At 41.4% G+C, this 17,413-nt stretch carries 16 protein-coding genes; 6 read left to right on the plus strand and 10 right to left on the minus strand.

Going from position 1 to position 17,413, the window contains the following annotated elements:
- Positions 1-114: 114 nt before the first annotated feature.
- On the plus strand, positions 115-1,503 hold the full coding sequence (locus SCJ97_00610) for a tryptophanase (GenBank protein MDW7738547.1): 1,389 nt from the start codon (positions 115-117) through the stop codon (positions 1,501-1,503).
- A 136-nt stretch (positions 1,504-1,639) separates the two neighbouring features.
- Here the strand turns inward: SCJ97_00610 and SCJ97_00615 are convergent, their stop codons facing one another.
- The 3 genes from SCJ97_00615 to SCJ97_00625 form a co-directional block, all read right to left on the minus strand.
- Positions 1,640-2,494: a nitroreductase family protein gene (locus SCJ97_00615; protein ID MDW7738548.1), complete on the minus strand. Its 855-nt coding sequence runs from the start codon at positions 2,492-2,494 to the stop codon at positions 1,640-1,642.
- 598 nt (positions 2,495-3,092) lie between these two features.
- Entirely contained in the window at positions 3,093-4,172 is a 1,080-nt protein-coding gene (locus SCJ97_00620) for an FAD:protein FMN transferase (protein ID MDW7738549.1), read from the minus strand.
- A gap of 150 nt (positions 4,173-4,322) precedes the next feature.
- The gene (locus SCJ97_00625) at positions 4,323-5,393 is read right to left on the minus strand and encodes a hypothetical protein (GenBank protein MDW7738550.1); all 1,071 of its coding nucleotides are present in this window, start codon (positions 5,391-5,393) and stop codon (positions 4,323-4,325) included.
- A gap of 284 nt (positions 5,394-5,677) precedes the next feature.
- Between SCJ97_00625 and SCJ97_00630 the strand changes: the two genes are divergently transcribed.
- Positions 5,678-5,884: a 4Fe-4S binding protein gene (locus SCJ97_00630; GenBank protein ID MDW7738551.1), complete on the plus strand. Its 207-nt coding sequence runs from the start codon at positions 5,678-5,680 to the stop codon at positions 5,882-5,884.
- Positions 5,885-5,963: 79 nt separating this feature from the next.
- Here SCJ97_00630 and SCJ97_00635 read toward each other — a convergent pair whose 3' ends face one another.
- The gene (locus SCJ97_00635; GenBank protein ID MDW7738552.1) at positions 5,964-6,779 is read right to left on the minus strand and encodes a Dam family site-specific DNA-(adenine-N6)-methyltransferase; all 816 of its coding nucleotides are present in this window, start codon (positions 6,777-6,779) and stop codon (positions 5,964-5,966) included.
- Between the two features lie 27 nt (positions 6,780-6,806).
- The gene (locus tag SCJ97_00640) at positions 6,807-7,760 is read right to left on the minus strand and encodes a pyridoxal-phosphate dependent enzyme (protein MDW7738553.1); all 954 of its coding nucleotides are present in this window, start codon (positions 7,758-7,760) and stop codon (positions 6,807-6,809) included.
- A gap of 124 nt (positions 7,761-7,884) precedes the next feature.
- Here SCJ97_00640 and SCJ97_00645 point away from each other — a divergent pair, with 124 nt between their 5' ends.
- Entirely contained in the window at positions 7,885-8,337 is a 453-nt protein-coding gene (locus tag SCJ97_00645; protein MDW7738554.1) for a universal stress protein, read from the plus strand.
- A 97-nt stretch (positions 8,338-8,434) separates the two neighbouring features.
- Here the strand turns inward: SCJ97_00645 and glpX are convergent, their stop codons facing one another.
- Both glpX and SCJ97_00655 read right to left on the minus strand, forming a co-directional pair.
- Positions 8,435-9,415: a class II fructose-bisphosphatase gene (gene glpX, locus SCJ97_00650; protein ID MDW7738555.1), complete on the minus strand. Its 981-nt coding sequence runs from the start codon at positions 9,413-9,415 to the stop codon at positions 8,435-8,437.
- Between the two features lie 199 nt (positions 9,416-9,614).
- Positions 9,615-10,835 carry an arginine deiminase gene (locus SCJ97_00655; protein MDW7738556.1) on the minus strand — a complete coding sequence of 407 codons (1,221 nt, stop codon included), beginning with the start codon at positions 10,833-10,835 and terminating at the stop codon, positions 9,615-9,617.
- A gap of 239 nt (positions 10,836-11,074) precedes the next feature.
- Between SCJ97_00655 and SCJ97_00660 the strand changes: the two genes are divergently transcribed.
- Positions 11,075-11,272: a cold-shock protein gene (locus SCJ97_00660; GenBank protein ID MDW7738557.1), complete on the plus strand. Its 198-nt coding sequence runs from the start codon at positions 11,075-11,077 to the stop codon at positions 11,270-11,272.
- A gap of 144 nt (positions 11,273-11,416) precedes the next feature.
- Positions 11,417-12,850, plus strand: a complete 1,434-nt coding sequence (locus SCJ97_00665) for a DEAD/DEAH box helicase (protein ID MDW7738558.1) — start codon at positions 11,417-11,419, stop codon at positions 12,848-12,850.
- 60 nt (positions 12,851-12,910) lie between these two features.
- On the opposite strand, the gene SCJ97_00670 is transcribed toward SCJ97_00665, so the two are convergent.
- From SCJ97_00670 to larA, 3 genes are read right to left on the minus strand one after another with little or no spacing between them, the layout of a single operon-like run.
- Positions 12,911-14,614, minus strand: a complete 1,704-nt coding sequence (locus SCJ97_00670) for an aldehyde ferredoxin oxidoreductase C-terminal domain-containing protein (protein MDW7738559.1) — start codon at positions 14,612-14,614, stop codon at positions 12,911-12,913.
- A 24-nt stretch (positions 14,615-14,638) separates the two neighbouring features.
- On the minus strand, positions 14,639-14,884 hold the full coding sequence (locus SCJ97_00675) for a MoaD/ThiS family protein (protein ID MDW7738560.1): 246 nt from the start codon (positions 14,882-14,884) through the stop codon (positions 14,639-14,641).
- Positions 14,885-14,927: 43 nt separating this feature from the next.
- On the minus strand, positions 14,928-16,175 hold the full coding sequence (gene larA / locus SCJ97_00680) for a nickel-dependent lactate racemase (GenBank protein ID MDW7738561.1): 1,248 nt from the start codon (positions 16,173-16,175) through the stop codon (positions 14,928-14,930).
- A 188-nt stretch (positions 16,176-16,363) separates the two neighbouring features.
- On the opposite strand from larA, the gene SCJ97_00685 reads away from it, so the two are divergent.
- A complete protein-coding gene (locus SCJ97_00685; GenBank protein MDW7738562.1) occupies positions 16,364-17,356 on the plus strand; it encodes an ATP-grasp domain-containing protein in 993 nt (330 codons plus the stop codon).
- Positions 17,357-17,413 lie beyond the last annotated feature (57 nt).

Raw genomic sequence — 17,413 nt, forward strand, 5'->3', positions numbered from 1 at the left:
TTTCTTCCTTTTTGCTAAAGGAGTATTTAATATCAAATTGAATTAAAAATATCAAAAGCAGAAAATATGTTTGCAGTTTAATTTAATTATTATCTGATTAAGGAGGCTGTTGTTTTGAGAGATCGTAATACCTATGCAGAACCATATCGAATTAAAATGGTTGAGCCGATAAAACTTAAAGATCGGCAGACCAGAGAAATGCTCATTGAAAAAGCTTACTATAATATTTTCAATCTAAAAGCCGAGGATGTATATATTGATCTGCTTACGGACAGCGGAACATCTGCAATGAGCGCTAACCAGTGGGCGGGAATGATGCTGGGTGATGAATCCTATGCAGGCTGTGCTAATTTCTATAACCTTCAGGATGCAGTTGAAGATATTTTCGGTTATAAATTTATAGTCCCTGCCCACCAGGGAAGGGCAGCGGAAAATATCCTGATGTCCATGTTTGTTGGTCAAAATCAGCGAATATTGGGCAATATGCACTTTGATACCACAGAAGGACATATCCGGTTAAGAAAATCATCGCCGGTTAACTTAGTCATCGATGAAGGACTTGAACCGACTTCTGAATATCCCTTTAAAGGCAATATTAACCTTGATAAACTGGAAAGCGAGTTAAATGACAGCAACCCTTCACAGGTACCCATAATCATCATGACCACTACCTGTAACAGCAATGGCGGCCAACCGGTATCAATGGAAAATATTAAGGCTGCAGGCATGCTGGCAAAAAAATATAATCGGCCACTATTTATTGATGCTGCCAGGTATGCAGAAAATTGTTATTTTATTAAGAAAAGGGAGCCAGGTTACAAAGATAAATCCATTAAAGAGATAGCCCGTGAAATGTTCTCCCATGCAGATGGCTGTACAATGAGTTCGAAAAAAGATGCCCTGGTCAATATCGGAGGGTTCCTGGCATTCAAGGATAATAAGGAATGGTATGAAAAAGCGGTCCAGATCCAGATTATCTACGAAGGTTTTCGAACCTACGGTGGTCTGGCCGGTCGAGATCTGGAAGCCATAGCCAGAGGACTATACGAAGGTATTGATGATAGTTACCTTGAAAACAGAATTGGACAGGTTAATTACCTGGGACATAAACTTACAGAAGCCGGGGTGCCAATTGTCCTTCCAGTTGGCGGTCATGGAGTCTTTATTGATGCAGGACAATTTTTACCCCATATTCCACAGGAACATTTAACCGGACAAGCCCTGGTTGTAGAATTATATAAAGAAGCAGGTGTTCGCTCTGTAGATTTAGGAACAAGTACTTTCGGTTATGTTGACCCGGAGACAGGCAAGCAGGTCTTTCCGAAACAGGAGTTAGTACGACTTGCTGTCCCGAGAAGAGTTTATACAGATCGTCATATGGATCTTGTAGCTAAAGCATTCGAGAATATTGCTACACGGAGAGATCAGGTAAGAGGTCTTGAAATAACGTTTCAGTCAGAACTAATGAGACATTTTACTGCCAGGTACCAGCTGTTGCCATGAAATATCTATGATAAAAAAGGGGTTGTCCTGTGAAGAATCCGACAACCCCTTTTTTACTTTACTTTGATTAAAAACACTTTGATTATTCAGAATTGAAATCATCACAGTGGTGCAAATAAACAATCCCGCTCAAAGGTTAACTCACCCAGGTAGCAATATACTGTAGCCCATCATATTTTGATCCCGGATTGGCAACTTCCCAACCGCCTGATAACCCCTGTTCACGTGCAACCATTTCAAAATGACACATAGCGATCCCCATATCAATGTGCTGTATCCTGATCTTCCCTAATAATCTATTGTAAAGTTTGTTTTCCTTCAGATACAGATGATATTGTTGGCTGTTCTCACCTTTTACTATACGCCATGGCTGCTTATTCGATGCAGAAGGAGCGATTCGGATGGCTTCCAGGGCATCAACAAAATCCGCAGCGCTAGCTTTTTCCAATGGCTGTTGATCATTACCTTCATAAAAAAGATTTCTCCAGGGAAGTCGCTTGACAGAACCGATAGTGTAACGCAGCACACGATCTGAAGTAAATGATTCATTATGAGTGTAACCTATAGGACTTATGGCCGGGAGCATTTCATCAGCAGAAAGTTCCATTTTAGCCGCGAAGGCACTTCTCCTAAATGTTCCACCAAGCCAGCAGGTGCCCAGGCCAAGCTCAGTTGCTTTTAAAATAACTTTTTCCATGCAATATCCGATATCTTCAAATGCCCACCTGTTTTCCTTCACCGCAGCCAGGACAAAAAGTTTAGCTCCTTTAATGAAACCGTAAGTTCCTAAAGATCGCATTTCTTCCCGGGACATTGGCCCTAAATCCAGCAGTTTAAAACGGACCAAATTGCCAAACAAACCCTTACCAGCTTCTTCAAAATATGTTCCCAGATCTTCTCGGACGGAGGTTTCAATACTCTTATCTGAATACCTTCGGACGGATAAACGTCTTTGAATAGTTTCTAATGCAGTCATAAGAATATTATACATGATTTAAATCATCTTTACATCATGTGAAGTGATTTCAAATTACCTGGGTTATATATTTCGGATTAGAAAATATTATCGATGCCGATTCCGGGTAGGAAACTATTTGATCTATACCTTTTTACTTATGTAAAAAACTTACGATCAAGGCAATCACTAAACCGATAAAAAAACCGCCGATCAACCCGTTAGTTTGAAAGTAAATTACTCCCAGTAAAGGGAAAACAGTAAACCCAATAATCACAACAATCAAGTGGAGTGTTTTAATTCTAAATATAACAGATCACCCTTTCAGCAAATGTTTTCTATGTTTAATATTTAACCTGGTAAATTATATATTATCTGATAAGATTAAATTTGACAAAGCTTCCTCCGCTTGTGAAAATATGCTACAAGCTCATAAGATTAGATTAGAACCCTAATCTTAACAAATACGCTGTAAAACACAGTTATTCGATGTAATATGGCTTAAAAAGACTGTAGAAGACAAAAAATACGTTTTATTGCCAATAATTAACCGCATTCGCTCTTATTATATATTCTAAATCTCAAATGCCTATTATCAGAAAGAGAGATTGATGTTGATTTCGCATATGAATAATTATCTTGCAGTAGCGCCGTTGCTTCTCAACAAGGATTTCATACCTTCGGTGGTTCTCACTTCCCCATCGGGCATAACCCATATCGCTTCAAAATTATCCAGGCTTTCTGCCAGGGTCTTGCTCTCTTCAAAGGGAATCAGGAATAGTGCGGTTGACATGAAATCAGCTAAACCCGAATCTTCAGCAACAACTGTAACTGCCCTATAGTGAGTTGCCGGCATTAATGTTGCTGGATCAATCAAGTGATGGATTAATTCTCCTTCAACGATATAGTATCTCTGGTAGTCTCCACTCGTATCAACACTTCCGCGATCCAGGTAAATTACATCCAGAAGTGTTTCCTGACCGCCGACAATTGAAGCTTGTGGATCCTGTATACCCACACCCCAGCGATCACGTTCTCCATCGCGAGGACTTCCAACAATATGAATATTCCCACCCGCACTGACTATTGCAGAATTTAATCCTGCTTCTTCCAGCTCCTTGATTGCTATCTGCAGGGCATATCCTTTTGCCACGGCTCCAACATCAAGGCTCATTTGAGGATAGGGAAGATAGACTGTCATCTGTATGGTATCAACGATTACCTGATCAAGATCGGTGTATTCCATGGCTTCCCGCAATTTTTCCATAGGGGGCAATTCCGCATTTGCCGGATCAAAAAGCGCTTCTTCGCGATAGCTGTGCCAGATTGATAAAACAGGCCCTAGAGCAATATTGACTGCCCCTCCAGTTTTTTCTGACCACTCTCGTGAAAAAAGAATAAGATCAATAATTTCTTGATCAACTTTTACCGGCTCTATCCCTGCACGATCATTGATCGTCTTCAGGTTATTAACCCCTTCGTAAGTAATGTAGATATCGTATAGCCTGTGTAATTCTTTCAGGCGCTCATGAAATTTTTCAGCATACCCGTTGAACTCTTCTTCACTTTCTGTATATGCCACAAACTGAACCAAAGTGTCGAATGTGTCAAAATAACTTTCCTGGTACCTGGTGTAACCAGTTTGACTGCGATCAGAGCAACCTGTAATAAAAATTAATACCACGACAAACAATACTATTATTAATTTTCTCATTAAATCTTCCTTCGCTACTTATTCGGATTCTAATAAATTCAAGCTGACAGAGAAAAGCTCCCGACACTTTATTATATCACTGTGCCGGAAGCAATTCTGTGATTAACTTTCCCAAATTAATATATTACATAATTTGTTCTGCTGTTTTTATTACCTGGCAGTATCGTATGCTTCCTGCAGAGCTGTAAAGTAATAGGAAACCGTCATGGTTACCGATGTAACCAGATCTGCGTCAGCAGGTGAACCGTCTTCCTGAAGTTCCATTGCCAGGACTTCACTTAAAGTCTTCCCAACAATCCATTCTTCGAGGGAAGCAATTTGCTCATACCATTCTCTGCCGATTTCAGATGCCCGGATCATCCCGTAATCAGCACCGAGTTCCTTCTTTGTTTTAACTTCCGCAGCCCGATCAGAGGTAACCGCTCCTTCAGCATCAAAATTAACCCTGGTCTGTGCAGTATCGATCAGAACACCGACAACCCTACCTTCGCTATCAAAAGCAGCAGCCGCAAGGATAACATCAACCTGGGCTCTTGGCAGAATATCGTTTTCTTCACTGTACCCATATGAGCTGGCAATTGAAACATCATGACCCAATCCAAAAGATACTGTTTCGGCTGTTACATCAAACGCATTGGCATAAGCTTTTTCCAGAGCAGCAATATAATCGGTTACCGTTATGGTAACACTGGTAGCCAGATCTGCTTCTTCAGGCGATCCGTCATCCTGTAATCCCATTGCCTTAACTTCATCAACAGTTTTTCCGATCATCCACTCTTCAAGAGCGTAGATCTGATCATCCCACTCAACGCCTATTTCGGATGCACGTATCATCCCGTAATCAGCACCGAGTTCCTTCTTAGTCTTGATTTCTGCCGCGGTATCGGAAACAACCTGCAGCTCTTCATCATAATTAACACGCGTCTGTGCAGTATCAATGATCACTTCTACTATTCTACCTTCAGCATCAAATGCTCCTGCGACTATAACGTTATCTACCTGGGCTATGGCGTTTACTTCTTCCCCTGCATCAACAGATCGTCCGATTGAGCTAACAACACCCATTCCGATGCTTGTTATCCCGCCTGCTGATGGGGTTTCATCAGGTGTTTCTTCTTCCGGTGTCTCTTCCGGAACTTCTCCTGAAGGTGTTTCACCACAGCCGGTAAGCATTATCAATGCCAAGATAATCACCAAGACAAACCAAAATGTTTTTTTCATTACATAACCTCCCCTTTTTTGTAAAGATCGATTTGAAATAAAAAAATTAATCTTGTGAATACTATCACTTTAATGTCTATTATAATGCTATACTTTATATTTTAGTATAACTTTTTAAAAAATCAACCCTAATTAATAATTTATAGATAAAAAATTTTAGATGCCTGATTTAATTAAGTTAAATAATGATGGTAAGCTTGATTTTTCATATATATTATATTATCATAATGTTATAATATATGCAAGTTAAAATATAATACTCTGTAATCAATGGGTGAGGTATAATGCCAAATACACTAGTTTCACTGGATTACTCAAAATGCAGGCCTGATTTATGCAACAACGGCATATGCATTGCTGTTGCAGAATGCCAGTTAAAGGTAATTGGTCAGGAAGAAAAATACGATTTCCCAATGGCCAATCCTTCTTTATGCAAGGGATGCGCAAAATGCACCGCAGCTTGTCCATACGGTGCGATCAGTTTAACCTGAGAAAACAATAATTATTAGTTAAATCTTTAAGTAGGTTAAACGCGGAAAAAATAGCGAGCAGAACACATATGTTCATATATTAACAGTCCTTCAGTCCTTTAGTTGCAAGAATTTCTCTGGCTGGAATACGGCTTCCATTACAGTTTATTCTTCGGGGAGCCTTCATAAACTTAATTCTAAAACCCAGGGAATCATAAAGTTCAATAATCCTCGTTGTTGCCTGATTTGAAAGGACAACCGGACCATTATACATGGATACCCAGTTAGCAAAACGAACCTGATCAGCCCAGCTAAACCCACCTGCTGAATAAGAAGTAAAGTCTACATCGTAGGGCGGGTCAGCATATATAAAGTCATCATCTTTTAAACTTAAATGTTCAAAATCAACGCAACTAAATTCCCAGCGAGTAAAAAGCTTTTGGTAATGGTTAAAGTCATACCGGTAGTTTATCTTGTTATAGCGACCAAAAGGTACATTGTAGTAACCCTTTTTATTAAAGCGGCATAAACCATTATAGCCGGTCCGGTTAAGATAATAGAATATTTCTGCAGCCTCCTTGCTGTCTGTCCGTGCCGCCTCGATGAGGTTGTTAAAACGTTTTCTATATTTATAATAAATTTCTTTATCGTGAATCATGGGAAGTTCAATCTTTAAACCCATTTTAACCCACAAGTAGAAGTTAATCAGGTGGGGATTAATATCATTCAGAAGCGCTTTGTCCGGAAGCAGACCCAGTGCAACAGCAAGACCGCCGCATAAAGGCTCAACTAACCTTAAATTACTGTGCTTTTCCCAGTAGCGCCTCAAATGTGGAACAAGCCAGCGTTTGCCTCCCGCCCATTTAAGAGGTGGGGAGTACCCGGCAATAATATCTTTATCAATTGATGTATCCATTATTTCTAATTCGCCCTTTTAACAAATCTATGACTTAAAAGCAAGATTATCAAGATCTGCATTGCCACCGGAAAGTATGATGCCTATTTTTGAGCCCGGCACCTGCTCTCTTCTATAAAGCAATGCCGCTACTGGGACAGCAGCAGAGGGTTCTATAATTATTTTCATCCTTTCCCAGATCAATCTCATTGCATTAATAATCTCTATTTCCTGAACCGTAAAGATATCGGTAACATGATCACGGATTATCGGAAATGTAAGATCCCCCAGTGAAGTACGTAATCCATCGGCAATAGTAACCGGGTTATCCTGTGGAATTATATATCCTGCCTTGAGTGAACGGAAAGCATCGTCGGCCCTCTTCGGTTCCGTACCGAAGATTAAAGTATGGGTGCTAAGCGCTCTTATAATCAGTGCAGAACCGCTGAGCAGACCTCCTCCTCCTACAGGAACCAAAAGAGAATCAAGTGTGGGTACTTCCTTTAACAGCTCCATTGCTGCTGTCGCCTGACCGGTTATGACCCGGTAATCATTGTATGGATGGATAAAAAAAGCGCCGGTATCAACTATTATTTGATTTAACATTTCTTCGCGGGCCTTTTGTGTTGATTCACTGTAGATAATTCTGGCACCATAACCCGCTACTGCAGCTTTCTTATTTTCCGGTGCATTCTCAGGCATAACTACATATGCTTTTATCCCCCTGCACTTGGCCGCATAAGCCAGGGCGGCTGCATGATTTCCGGAAGAGTGAGTGGCAACACCTTTTGAAATTTGTTCTTCTTCAAGGCTAAAAACAGCATTTACTGCACCCCTTGCCTTGAACGCTCCAACCTTCTGAAAATTTTCTGCTTTAAAAAAGACTTCTGCAGAACATATTTTATTTATTGTCCTGTTTGTCAGAACCGGAGTGCGGTGAATATAAGGCCTGATCCTCAGCTCCGAAGTCTTTATGTCATCTATGGTGGGCAGCCTATTCATTTTTAGCTCCTTTCCATTCAGCTAGTAAATTTCCATCTTGATCATTGATATCCTCTAAATACTTTTTATAAAGGGAATCACGCCATTCTGGCGAATTGATAATAAACAGAAAGGAGAGAGCCAGATGAAAATATTGGTATGCACAGATGGTTCAGAAAATAGCCAGAAATGTATAGAAGTCGCTGCCCGAATGGTTGGTGATTGCGAAATTAATGAAATTGTCCTCATACATGTTCATGAAAGTGCGCCTTTTTTCCCTGATTACTGGCATGGGAAATACCCTTTTACACCTGAAGAAGAAAAGCAGTTAAAGAAAATTGACAAGAGACTGCTTGAAGAAAGAAAAAAATATTTTCATGATGCTGAAAAAGTCTTTGAAAGCCATCCAATTCAGGTCCAGACAGTCTTTAAGGTTGGGCATCCGGCTGAAGTGATAACCCACTTTGCTGATGAAGGAAATTTTGATCTTATCATCATTGGCAGGCGGGGAACAGGGGGGGTTAAGAAACTATTTCTCGGCAGTGTCAGTAATGCTGTTTTGCAGGCAGCAAAAACCAATGTTTTAATCGTAAAGTAGCAGATATTTTAAAGACATCATAAGAAGAGTGAGGCTGCAGGTAAATCTGAATCCTCACTTCTTTAATTCATATTATAAAAACCGAAAGCCACCAACCTTACCTGCAACCGGCTTCCCTTGATACAAAATGCGGTTTTCTTGATAGAGAATGTACAGCATGAACATTTCTGATCGTACCCGTAATTCCTCTCATCACAAGCGAATGAGTTTCTGCAGTCTGACCGCGATAACGGACACCTTCAAGCATATCGCCATCAGTTATTCCGGTGGCGGCAAAAAAAAGATCATCTCCTCTGGCCAGATCATCCAGGTACAATAATTTGTTTGGATCATCCAGGCCCATTCCTTTAATTCGAGCAAGATCCTCATCATCTTCAGGCTTAAGGCGGGCCTGCATATCGCCACCAAGGATCTTCAATGCCACAGCTGCAATTACCCCTTCGGGAGCGCCTCCAATACCGAAGAGAATATCAACCCCCGTATTATCTATTGCTGTAGCAATGGCAGCAGATACATCTCCATCGCTGATCAACTTAACCCGGGCACCCGCTTTCCTTATTTCAGATATAATCTTTTTATGCCGGGAGCGATCAAGAATAATTGCCGTGAGATCACTGATTTCACGATCTGTTGCTTTGGCTAGAGCTTTTAAATTATCTATCACAGGTGCATCAAGATCGATACATCCCCTGGCTTTCGGCCCAACAGCAATTTTATCCATATACATATCCGGCGCATGCAGCAGACAGCCCCTTCGGGCAATTGCCACCACAGACAGAGCATTAGGCAGCCCTTTGGCAACCAGGTTGGTTCCCTCAAGCGGATCAACGGCAACATCTACGACCGGTTCACTTCCTGTTCCGACCTTTTCACCGATATAGAGCATCGGAGCTTCATCCATTTCGCCCTCACCGATAACTACTGTCCCGTCAATTTGTACAGTATCAAATACGGATCGCATTGCATCTACCGCAGCCTGGTCAGCTGCTTCTTTATCTCCGCGACCCATCAGACGTCCTGAAGCTAATGCTGCTGCTTCGGTTACCCTGACAAATTCAAGCGATAATTCCCTTTCCACAATTTATCCTCCAATCTTTTAATCATAGAACAACAATCTAAAGCCTGAAGCTAAAAATAATATAATCTCAAAATCAGCAAAATATAAATTATCACAGCAACAGAAGCCGTAATAGCCAACCGCTTGTGTGTTTTCAGCCTCTTTTTGCAGGTATGATCTTAGTAGCCATAACGATTAAGGTTAGCATGAAAAAAGGCAATTAGCTTATTTCATCCCGATGGAGAGGCATACTCATGCAGCGAGGACCACCCCTCCCTCTGACCAGTTCCGAGCCATCAATCTCGATCACTTCTACTCCGTACTGTCTGAGGGTTTCATTTGTCGCTTCATTTCGATCATAACAGACAACCAGGCCTGGTTTTACCGCCAGCGTGTTGGTGCTGTCACCCCATTGTTCACGAGCAGCTGTAATCTCTTCATCAGCACCTGAATAAATTATTTCAACATTCTTCAGGTTTAAAGCTTTACGCAGTGCACCCTGAAGATTGTAACCATTACTTGCTTCAACCCGGTTATCAGACCCCTTTTCCAACCAGTAAACATTTATCACATCCCGCACCCCGGGGTACATGAGAAATTTATCTAAATCAACCATAGTTAATACGGTGTCAAGATGCATATATGCTCGCCTGGTTGGGACCTGCACCACAATAATCTGTTTAACCAAACCCTTTTCAATCAGATATTTATGAGCTACCCATTCAATCGCTTCTTCAGTAGTCCTTTCACTCAAACCGATCATAAGGGTATCCCTGTTGAGAACAAACACATCACCACCTTCGATGCCATAGGGTATTTCTTCATGAAAGGCCAGATCTATATCCCGGAAGAGGGGATGATACTTCTGGATCATTCTTAAAAATATTGTTTCTAGTCTACGGGCGGGTAGGAACATGCTGCTAATCTGAAGCTTGGAACCGATCATTGAACCATGATCCCTGGTAAAGTACATATTTGGAAGGGGGGCCAGATAGAATGGATAACTATCCAGGGTAAGATCACTCAGTGTCCTGTAAGTTTTCAAATGCTGAACTTCCTGTTTTGATAAGCCGGCAATAATCATTGAAACAAGCTTATCAGAAGGTTGCTCAAATAGGTAGTTGTATATTGTATCGAGTACATCAGGTTCGATCAGGGGACTTGCTTTTAAGTGCCTTTTAATCAACTCGCTTTTAACATCAGAGTCATTGACAATATCTATCAGCATCTGATCTACATAAAAAACTTCAACCCCATTCTCCTGCAAAGCATGGGCAAAACCATCATGTTCCAACTGGGCCTTTGCCAACCATGGTATTTCATCAAAAAGAAGCTCTTCCAGATACCGGGGAGTCAGATTTTTTAGTTCCAAACCGGGTCGGTGGAGCAACACTTTTTTTAGCTGGCCAACCTCGGACCAAATTTGTATCGGTTTATTCAACTTGCTCCCTCCCAAAAATATTGATAGATTACTATTCGCTACCAAAATTCCAATCCCCTGTATTTGCAGGCCATTATTAATATTTTTCTTGCATAATATACAAAAGTGTGATATCCTTTATCACAGTGTTAAAAAGATGTGAATAACGCAAACTGTCTTTAACCCTTTGCTTGGGAAAGGAAAAGAGGTTTGACGGCAATTCCTCTTTTTGATTCATTCTAAGTGAAGGAGATTCAAACATGCAGGGAAAAGTAAAATGGTTTAACCCGGACAAAGGCTATGGTTTTATCGAAACTGAGGAAGGCAAAGATGTTTTTGTTCACTTCTCAGCAATCCAGAGTGAAGGATTTAAAACCCTCGAAGAAGGTCAGGCTGTTGAGTTTGAAGTAGTAGAGGGCGAGCGCGGTTCACAGGCTGCAAACGTTATAGCATTATAAAATAGGATAAACCGAAAAAGCGCAACATTAAGGGCATTTCCGGTAATCAGGAAATGCCCTTATTTTTTCAGTTATAGCTTTATTCTTAAATAATTTTAAGCAAATTTAAGTATTTGGAAACATTGAAAGGAAACAAAATATCTAATGCCTACTTTTAAAGAATTCTGCCTCAGTGAGGCAACAATCAGATCAACGAACGCAATGGGATTTGAAGAAGCAACCTCAATTCAAGCGATAGCGATACCGATTGCCCTGACCGGCAAAGATTTGATCGGTCAGGCGCAGACCGGCACCGGCAAAACAGCAGCCTTTGCCATCCCAATGATCGAGCAATGTCTAGTCGACAGTGGAGTTATCCAGGGCTTAGTATTAGCACCCACAAGGGAACTGGCTGTCCAGGTAGCTGAAGAGATTAATTCCCTGGGGAAACACAAAAAGATCAAAGCCTTACCGATTTATGGCGGACAGGACATAGACAGGCAAATTAAAGCCTTAAAAAGTAAACCACACATAATTGTCGCAACTCCGGGACGATTAATGGATCATATGCGCAGAAAACTGATTCGATTATCTAACATAGCAATCGTAGTGCTGGATGAAGCTGACGAAATGCTTAACATGGGATTCAGAGAAGATATCGAGCTAATCCTGTCAGCTGTTCCTGTAATCCACCAGACCATGCTGTTTTCTGCAACAATGCCACAAGCGATTTTAAATCTGGCCCGTGAGTTCATGAATGAACCGGAATTTATAAAGATTACGTCAAAAGAGGTCACAGTTCCAAATACTGAACAGTACTTTGTTCAGGTAAAAGAATCAGAAAAATTTGATACATTGTGCCGTCTGCTGGACCTTAATTCCCCCGAATCAGCAATTGTTTTTGGCCGAACTAAAAGGCGTGTTGATGAGCTTTATGAAGCACTTGGGAAAAGGGGTTATGCCGCTGAAGCCATACACGGAGATCTTACCCAATCCAGACGTGATGCAGTTATGCGCAAATTTAAGAACGGAATTACAGAAATACTGGTTGCAACTGACGTTGCTGCCAGAGGCCTGGATATCGGATCAGTAACTCATATCTACAACTTCGACATACCCCAGGATGCTGAAAGTTATGTCCATCGGGTTGGAAGAACCGGTAGATTGGGTAAACCCGGTATTGCCATCACTTTTGCATCTCAACGGGAACTCGATCATCTTAATATGATTGAAAGATCAATCAAGCGTAAAATAATTCGTAAACCTATTCCCACCTTCGATGAAGCTCTCGAAGAACAACAAAAAATCACTGCGAAAAAACTCATTAAGATTATAAACAGTGGTGAACATATGCAATACAAAAATATTGCCGCAGAGATGCTCGATAGCGAAGAGGCGGTAACCCTTCTGGCTGCAGCGCTTAAAATGTTAACGAAAGAACCTGACTTAACTCCGGTTACAATCACAGCAGAAAAAGCCTGGGCAACAAAAAAGAAAAGCCAGTTAACAAACCGGGTCAGCTACGGACCAAGAAACAAAACAGGCAGCAGAAAAAACAGAAGTAACCATAAGGGAAAATTCAAGAGCTACAAACATTAATATCTGGTGATTGATCTTTAAATGAATCAATATATTGGAGAACTATTTCCGCCTCCAAACTTATAGTTCTGTGATCTGCCTCATTTTGTCTGATGGTACATCGAAAACACTCTTAAGTGCCGGAAGGGGTTCTTCCAGCATAAATTCAGGCAACCGGTCTGCAGCCGGGCCAAATCCGGCACGTCTGTTAAATTCGCGTTCAACAGACAATGATCTGGAGGCATCCTCAAGCAGTTTTTCTCCGCTGGTTTCTATGCCAACATAATAATCAAGCAGCTCGGCTATTTTATCAAGTTCCGAGCCGAGTGCCGGCATCAGAAAGAGACATAACCCCAGGCTATCAGCCATCATAGACATTTTCTGCGCTTTCAAGGAAAGTTCTACCTGGGGTTCCGGATCTGTATGCTCCACCTGGTTACGTATTGTATTGCCTGCTGTATGATCTGCTCCCATAGGCGATGTTGCATAAGTTACTCCCAATCCTTTTATCGCTCTAGGATCATAAGCAGCAAGCGATTGCCCCTTTACAACCGGTATGCGTTTAGATCCAAGAATCCGGCCTGTAATCAATGCACCCTGGCCGAGAACTCTTCCCATGATGGTAAAGTCAGCTATTTCCGAAAGCAGTTCCTCTGCCGCAGCGGCATCACCGAAAGGAATCAATCCCTGATCCATGGCAACGCCTATTGCAGCCCCCACTTCAATCGTATCTATTCCCAGGTCATTACAGATATAATTGAGACTGGCGATATCATCAAGGTTTCCTATCCCGCAATTGGAACCAATCAGTCCTATGGTCTCATATTCAAGCGGAGAAACAATTTCGCTGCCTGAAGAATCCGCATAAACATTGGAACACTTGATTACGCAGCCCGGCATGCAGGCATGCGTCGGATTACCTGCTCCGCCCCGCTTCATGATTGTATTAAACAAGTAGTCCCCGTCTATTCGGTTAGCAAACTCAAATGTACCTTCGGAAAAATTTCTTGTTGGCAGCGCATACAGTGCATTAGTCCTGGTTACCATGGCTGCTGTTCCGTATTTTGGATATGCTTCTCCTGTTGCCGGGTTTTCACGGAGTATTTTTACCAGCTCTTTATTCAATTCCTGGAAAGCTTTACGATCATGATATTTAATACCTTCCTTTCCAGCAGGATCTAGAACAATAGCTTTTAACCCCTTTGTGCCCATGACTGCACCGAGGCCGCCACGGCCGGAAAAACGACCCGGACGCCCCTGTGGATCTGTATTGGTAATACCGGCAACGGGGAGGCCTTTCTCACCGGCAGGACCAATCAGGATAAGTGAAACCTTATCACCGTAGCGTTCAAAGAGTAATTTAGAAGACTGGTAAACGCCCATACCGGCAAATTCAGCAGGCTTTAAAGCAGATTCTTGATTCCCGAGGAAAAGATATTGGCAGTAATCAAGATTACTTTCTCCCTCAAGGATAACAGCTTTAATACCAAGTTTACTCAAAGCCTGAGCGGCAGTTCCGCCTGCATTAGATTCTTTGATGCCCCCGGTAAGCGGGCTTTTCCCCCCGATCGATAACCTCGAAGAGCTGGACAAAAAGCTCCCTCCAAGTAAACCGGGAGCGATAACCAGCTTGTTATGGCGCCCCAATGGCTCACAGGCAGGATCAATCTCATCAAGTAAGATCTGTGCAGTCAGTGCTCTTCCACCAAGCTGTTTATATTTATCAGGAACCTCTTCGCTAGTTATACTCCCACTTGTAAGGTTGACGCGTATAATTTTCGACATTATTGTTGCCTCCAATTCAATGAATTAACCGCCAGACATGGGCGAAAATATCCTTACCTGATCCTGATCTGAAATCAGGTGTTTGTAATTTACCTGTTTACCATTCAAAGTCACCAAACCTACCTGTGATACGGAAAGGCCCAGTTCATCAAAAAGATCATATAGCGTCGATCCATGATTAAGTTCAATATTCAATTGACCGGATCCGGTTTGAGATTTATTTCTTAGTTTATCTTTCAACACATCTGATAGTTGAACCTTAATAATCAACAGGCAACACTTCCTGACTGGTAAAACTATTTCAAATAAGAGTTCATTTTAGAATGGGTCTGTAAATAGCCCCCTGTGGAATAACATAAGTCAGCAACTCTCTCGTCTTTTTATAAACTGCTGCAAGAGCTTCATCAAGATCTTCCACAGGAATAAAACCCAACGCCCGGGATAAATCTTTATCTAACCTTGATACCAGATAAACAGTACCCTTTCGCAAAAGGTTGCTAATCGTATATGCTTTATGTCCTCCAAGTACGAAATTATTTGTAATAGCCCTTCTAAGTTCCTGAAGTGAGCAATATTTTAATGTCCATTCTTTAAAGGTTGTTGAACCCATTCCTTCTTCACATTCTGCAAGCAGGATCAAATTACCCCCTGGCCGCATCGCATTTAAAGCATTATCAAGCGTTTTATGAGCCTGGTAGAGGTTAATATCTTTCGGATACCCGCCACAAGATGCTATTACAACCTCAGCAAGTTGGTTTATTTCAACATTATAGACCTTATCAGCTGCTTTACAGGCGGCAAGATGTGCATCAATCATATCTCCGGCATATATGCCCAGGATAGCTTTCTCTTCGTCAAGGACAGTATTAATTAAAAAGTTTCCACCGACCATCAGCGCAGCTTCAAGTAAGTCTTCATGAACCGGGTTTCCATTCAAAATTCCACCCGCAGCCTTTTCATCGAGCATAAGACTATGATTTTTCTCTATTGTCTTCCAGCCGGCAGCGCCCGGGACTAAAGCTTTACGCCCTCCCCCATATCCGGCGAAATAGTGCTGAACTACACTACCGGTCAATATTCGCTTATCTGCTTTTGCAACACGGCTATTAATATAAACCGGGGTATCAAACGATGTGGTTCCGTAATAAACCAGTTCATCATCATTTCTGCTATCATGATTATACAATGCAATTTTTGAGGCTACATAATTTCCCACCAAGTCTTTCATTTCCGTCTTTGAAAGAGCACGGTGAGTTCCATTGGTAAAAACAATAAACATATCTTTATCTTTTATTCCAATTCCGTCCAGCTCATCAATCAGAACCGGTAAAAATATTTCACTGCGGGCAACCCTGGTCGAATCATTAACCAGGATACAGACTTTATCGCCAGGATCAATTATTTCCGAAAGCGGGGGGCAGCCAATCGGTGATCGTATAGCATAGATGATTTCCTGCTCGGGATTGTTAAGCGGTGGTTGAAAAGTACCACTGACCATTTGGAATTTAACGCCCTCCGGAATTTTTAGTTTAATCTGATCTTTACCGTAATCTAGCAGCATCTTTAATCGTCCTTACTTCAAATTTTTATCGAGAGTAAACATTTCGGTTCCGTGATTGAAATTCCCTGCAATGCAGGTTTGATTTGCAAATATAAACCATGATATTATTGAACTAACCGGGAATTTATTTTATGATATTTCAGAATACAGGGCAGGGACAGTCCGAATAATTTTTGGTGGTGTAAAAAATGAAAGTTGCAATTGTTTATAACTACCAGAGCCGGGCTGTTATAAACCTTTTTGGAACGCCAAGCAAAGAAGTTTATGGCATACAAACAATTAAATTGATTCAAAGTGCCCTGGAATCCGGCGGGCATCAGGTTATAGCTTTTGAGGGCGATAAGAATATCATTAATATCCTCGAAAAATTTATGCCCCCGGATTCACTAAATAATAACCCCGGCATAGTTTTTAACCTGAGCTATGGAATCCAGGGGAAAGCTCGCTATACTCATATTCCGGCAATATTGGAGATGCTGGGAATCCCTTATGTAGGTTCAAGCCCTTACGCTCATGCTATTGCATTGGACAAGGTGTTAACAAAAATTCTTCTTCTTCAGAAAGGATTACCAACACCTCGTTTTATGGTCATTGATGAGCCTGAACTTACCCCTATCGAAGAATTAAATTTCCCCATCATACTTAAACCTAAAGATGAGGCACGTTCGATGGGGCTAACGATTGTTTATAATATAGAGCAATTCAGATCTGGGGTATCAGAGATTATTGAGAAGTTCGAAACACAGGTTCTGGCAGAGGAGTTTATTGATGGGAGAGAAATATGTATAGGGCTTCTGGGAAATAAACCGGCGATTACACTTCCTCCAGTTGAGTTACTATTCTGCGAAGGATTGAATATATACACCTATGAAGATAAAACCAAACAAAGTAAGCGGAAGATTGAAAAAATTTGTCCGGCAAAGCTTCAACCAGAACAGTTAACCTTGCTTCAAAAGTTGGCTGTGAAAGCTTTTAATGCTCTTGAATGTTACGATTGCGCGAGAATAGATTTTCGTTATGATCGGGAAGATCAGCCATATATTTTAGAGGTTAATTCTATGGCCAGTCTCGAACCGGATAGTTCATTCATTCTTGCTGCCAAAGAAGCTGGCCTATCCTACGAACAACTGTTGAATAAATTGATAGATATAGCAGCAGAACGCTATTCATTTGCTCTATAGGGAATAGCAAATATAAAAGATTTGATCAGCTCAGATAGATTTATATTGACCATAACA

This window comes from Bacillota bacterium (assembly GCA_033549065.1).
GTDB lineage: Bacteria > Bacillota > Dethiobacteria > DTU022 > DTU022 > JAWSUE01.

What these genes read in the sequence shown, in the direction of transcription:
- SCJ97_00665 (MDW7738558.1), top strand. Translation starts at nt 11,417, where the DNA reads ATGCCTACTTTTAAAGAATTCTGCCTCAGTGAGGCAACAATCAGATCA.
- SCJ97_00645 (MDW7738554.1), top strand. Translation starts at nt 7,885, where the DNA reads ATGAAAATATTGGTATGCACAGATGGTTCAGAAAATAGCCAGAAATGT.
- SCJ97_00635 (MDW7738552.1), bottom strand. Translation starts at nt 6,779, where the DNA reads ATGGATACATCAATTGATAAAGATATTATTGCCGGGTACTCCCCACCT.
- larA (MDW7738561.1), bottom strand. Translation starts at nt 16,175, where the DNA reads ATGCTGCTAGATTACGGTAAAGATCAGATTAAACTAAAAATTCCGGAG.
- SCJ97_00620 (MDW7738549.1), bottom strand. Translation starts at nt 4,172, where the DNA reads ATGAGAAAATTAATAATAGTATTGTTTGTCGTGGTATTAATTTTTATT.
- SCJ97_00640 (MDW7738553.1), bottom strand. Translation starts at nt 7,760, where the DNA reads ATGAATAGGCTGCCCACCATAGATGACATAAAGACTTCGGAGCTGAGG.
- SCJ97_00615 (MDW7738548.1), bottom strand. Translation starts at nt 2,494, where the DNA reads ATGTATAATATTCTTATGACTGCATTAGAAACTATTCAAAGACGTTTA.
- SCJ97_00625 (MDW7738550.1), bottom strand. Translation starts at nt 5,393, where the DNA reads ATGAAAAAAACATTTTGGTTTGTCTTGGTGATTATCTTGGCATTGATA.
- SCJ97_00630 (MDW7738551.1), top strand. Translation starts at nt 5,678, where the DNA reads ATGCCAAATACACTAGTTTCACTGGATTACTCAAAATGCAGGCCTGAT.
- SCJ97_00670 (MDW7738559.1), bottom strand. Translation starts at nt 14,614, where the DNA reads ATGTCGAAAATTATACGCGTCAACCTTACAAGTGGGAGTATAACTAGC.
- SCJ97_00660 (MDW7738557.1), top strand. Translation starts at nt 11,075, where the DNA reads ATGCAGGGAAAAGTAAAATGGTTTAACCCGGACAAAGGCTATGGTTTT.
- SCJ97_00685 (MDW7738562.1), top strand. Translation starts at nt 16,364, where the DNA reads ATGAAAGTTGCAATTGTTTATAACTACCAGAGCCGGGCTGTTATAAAC.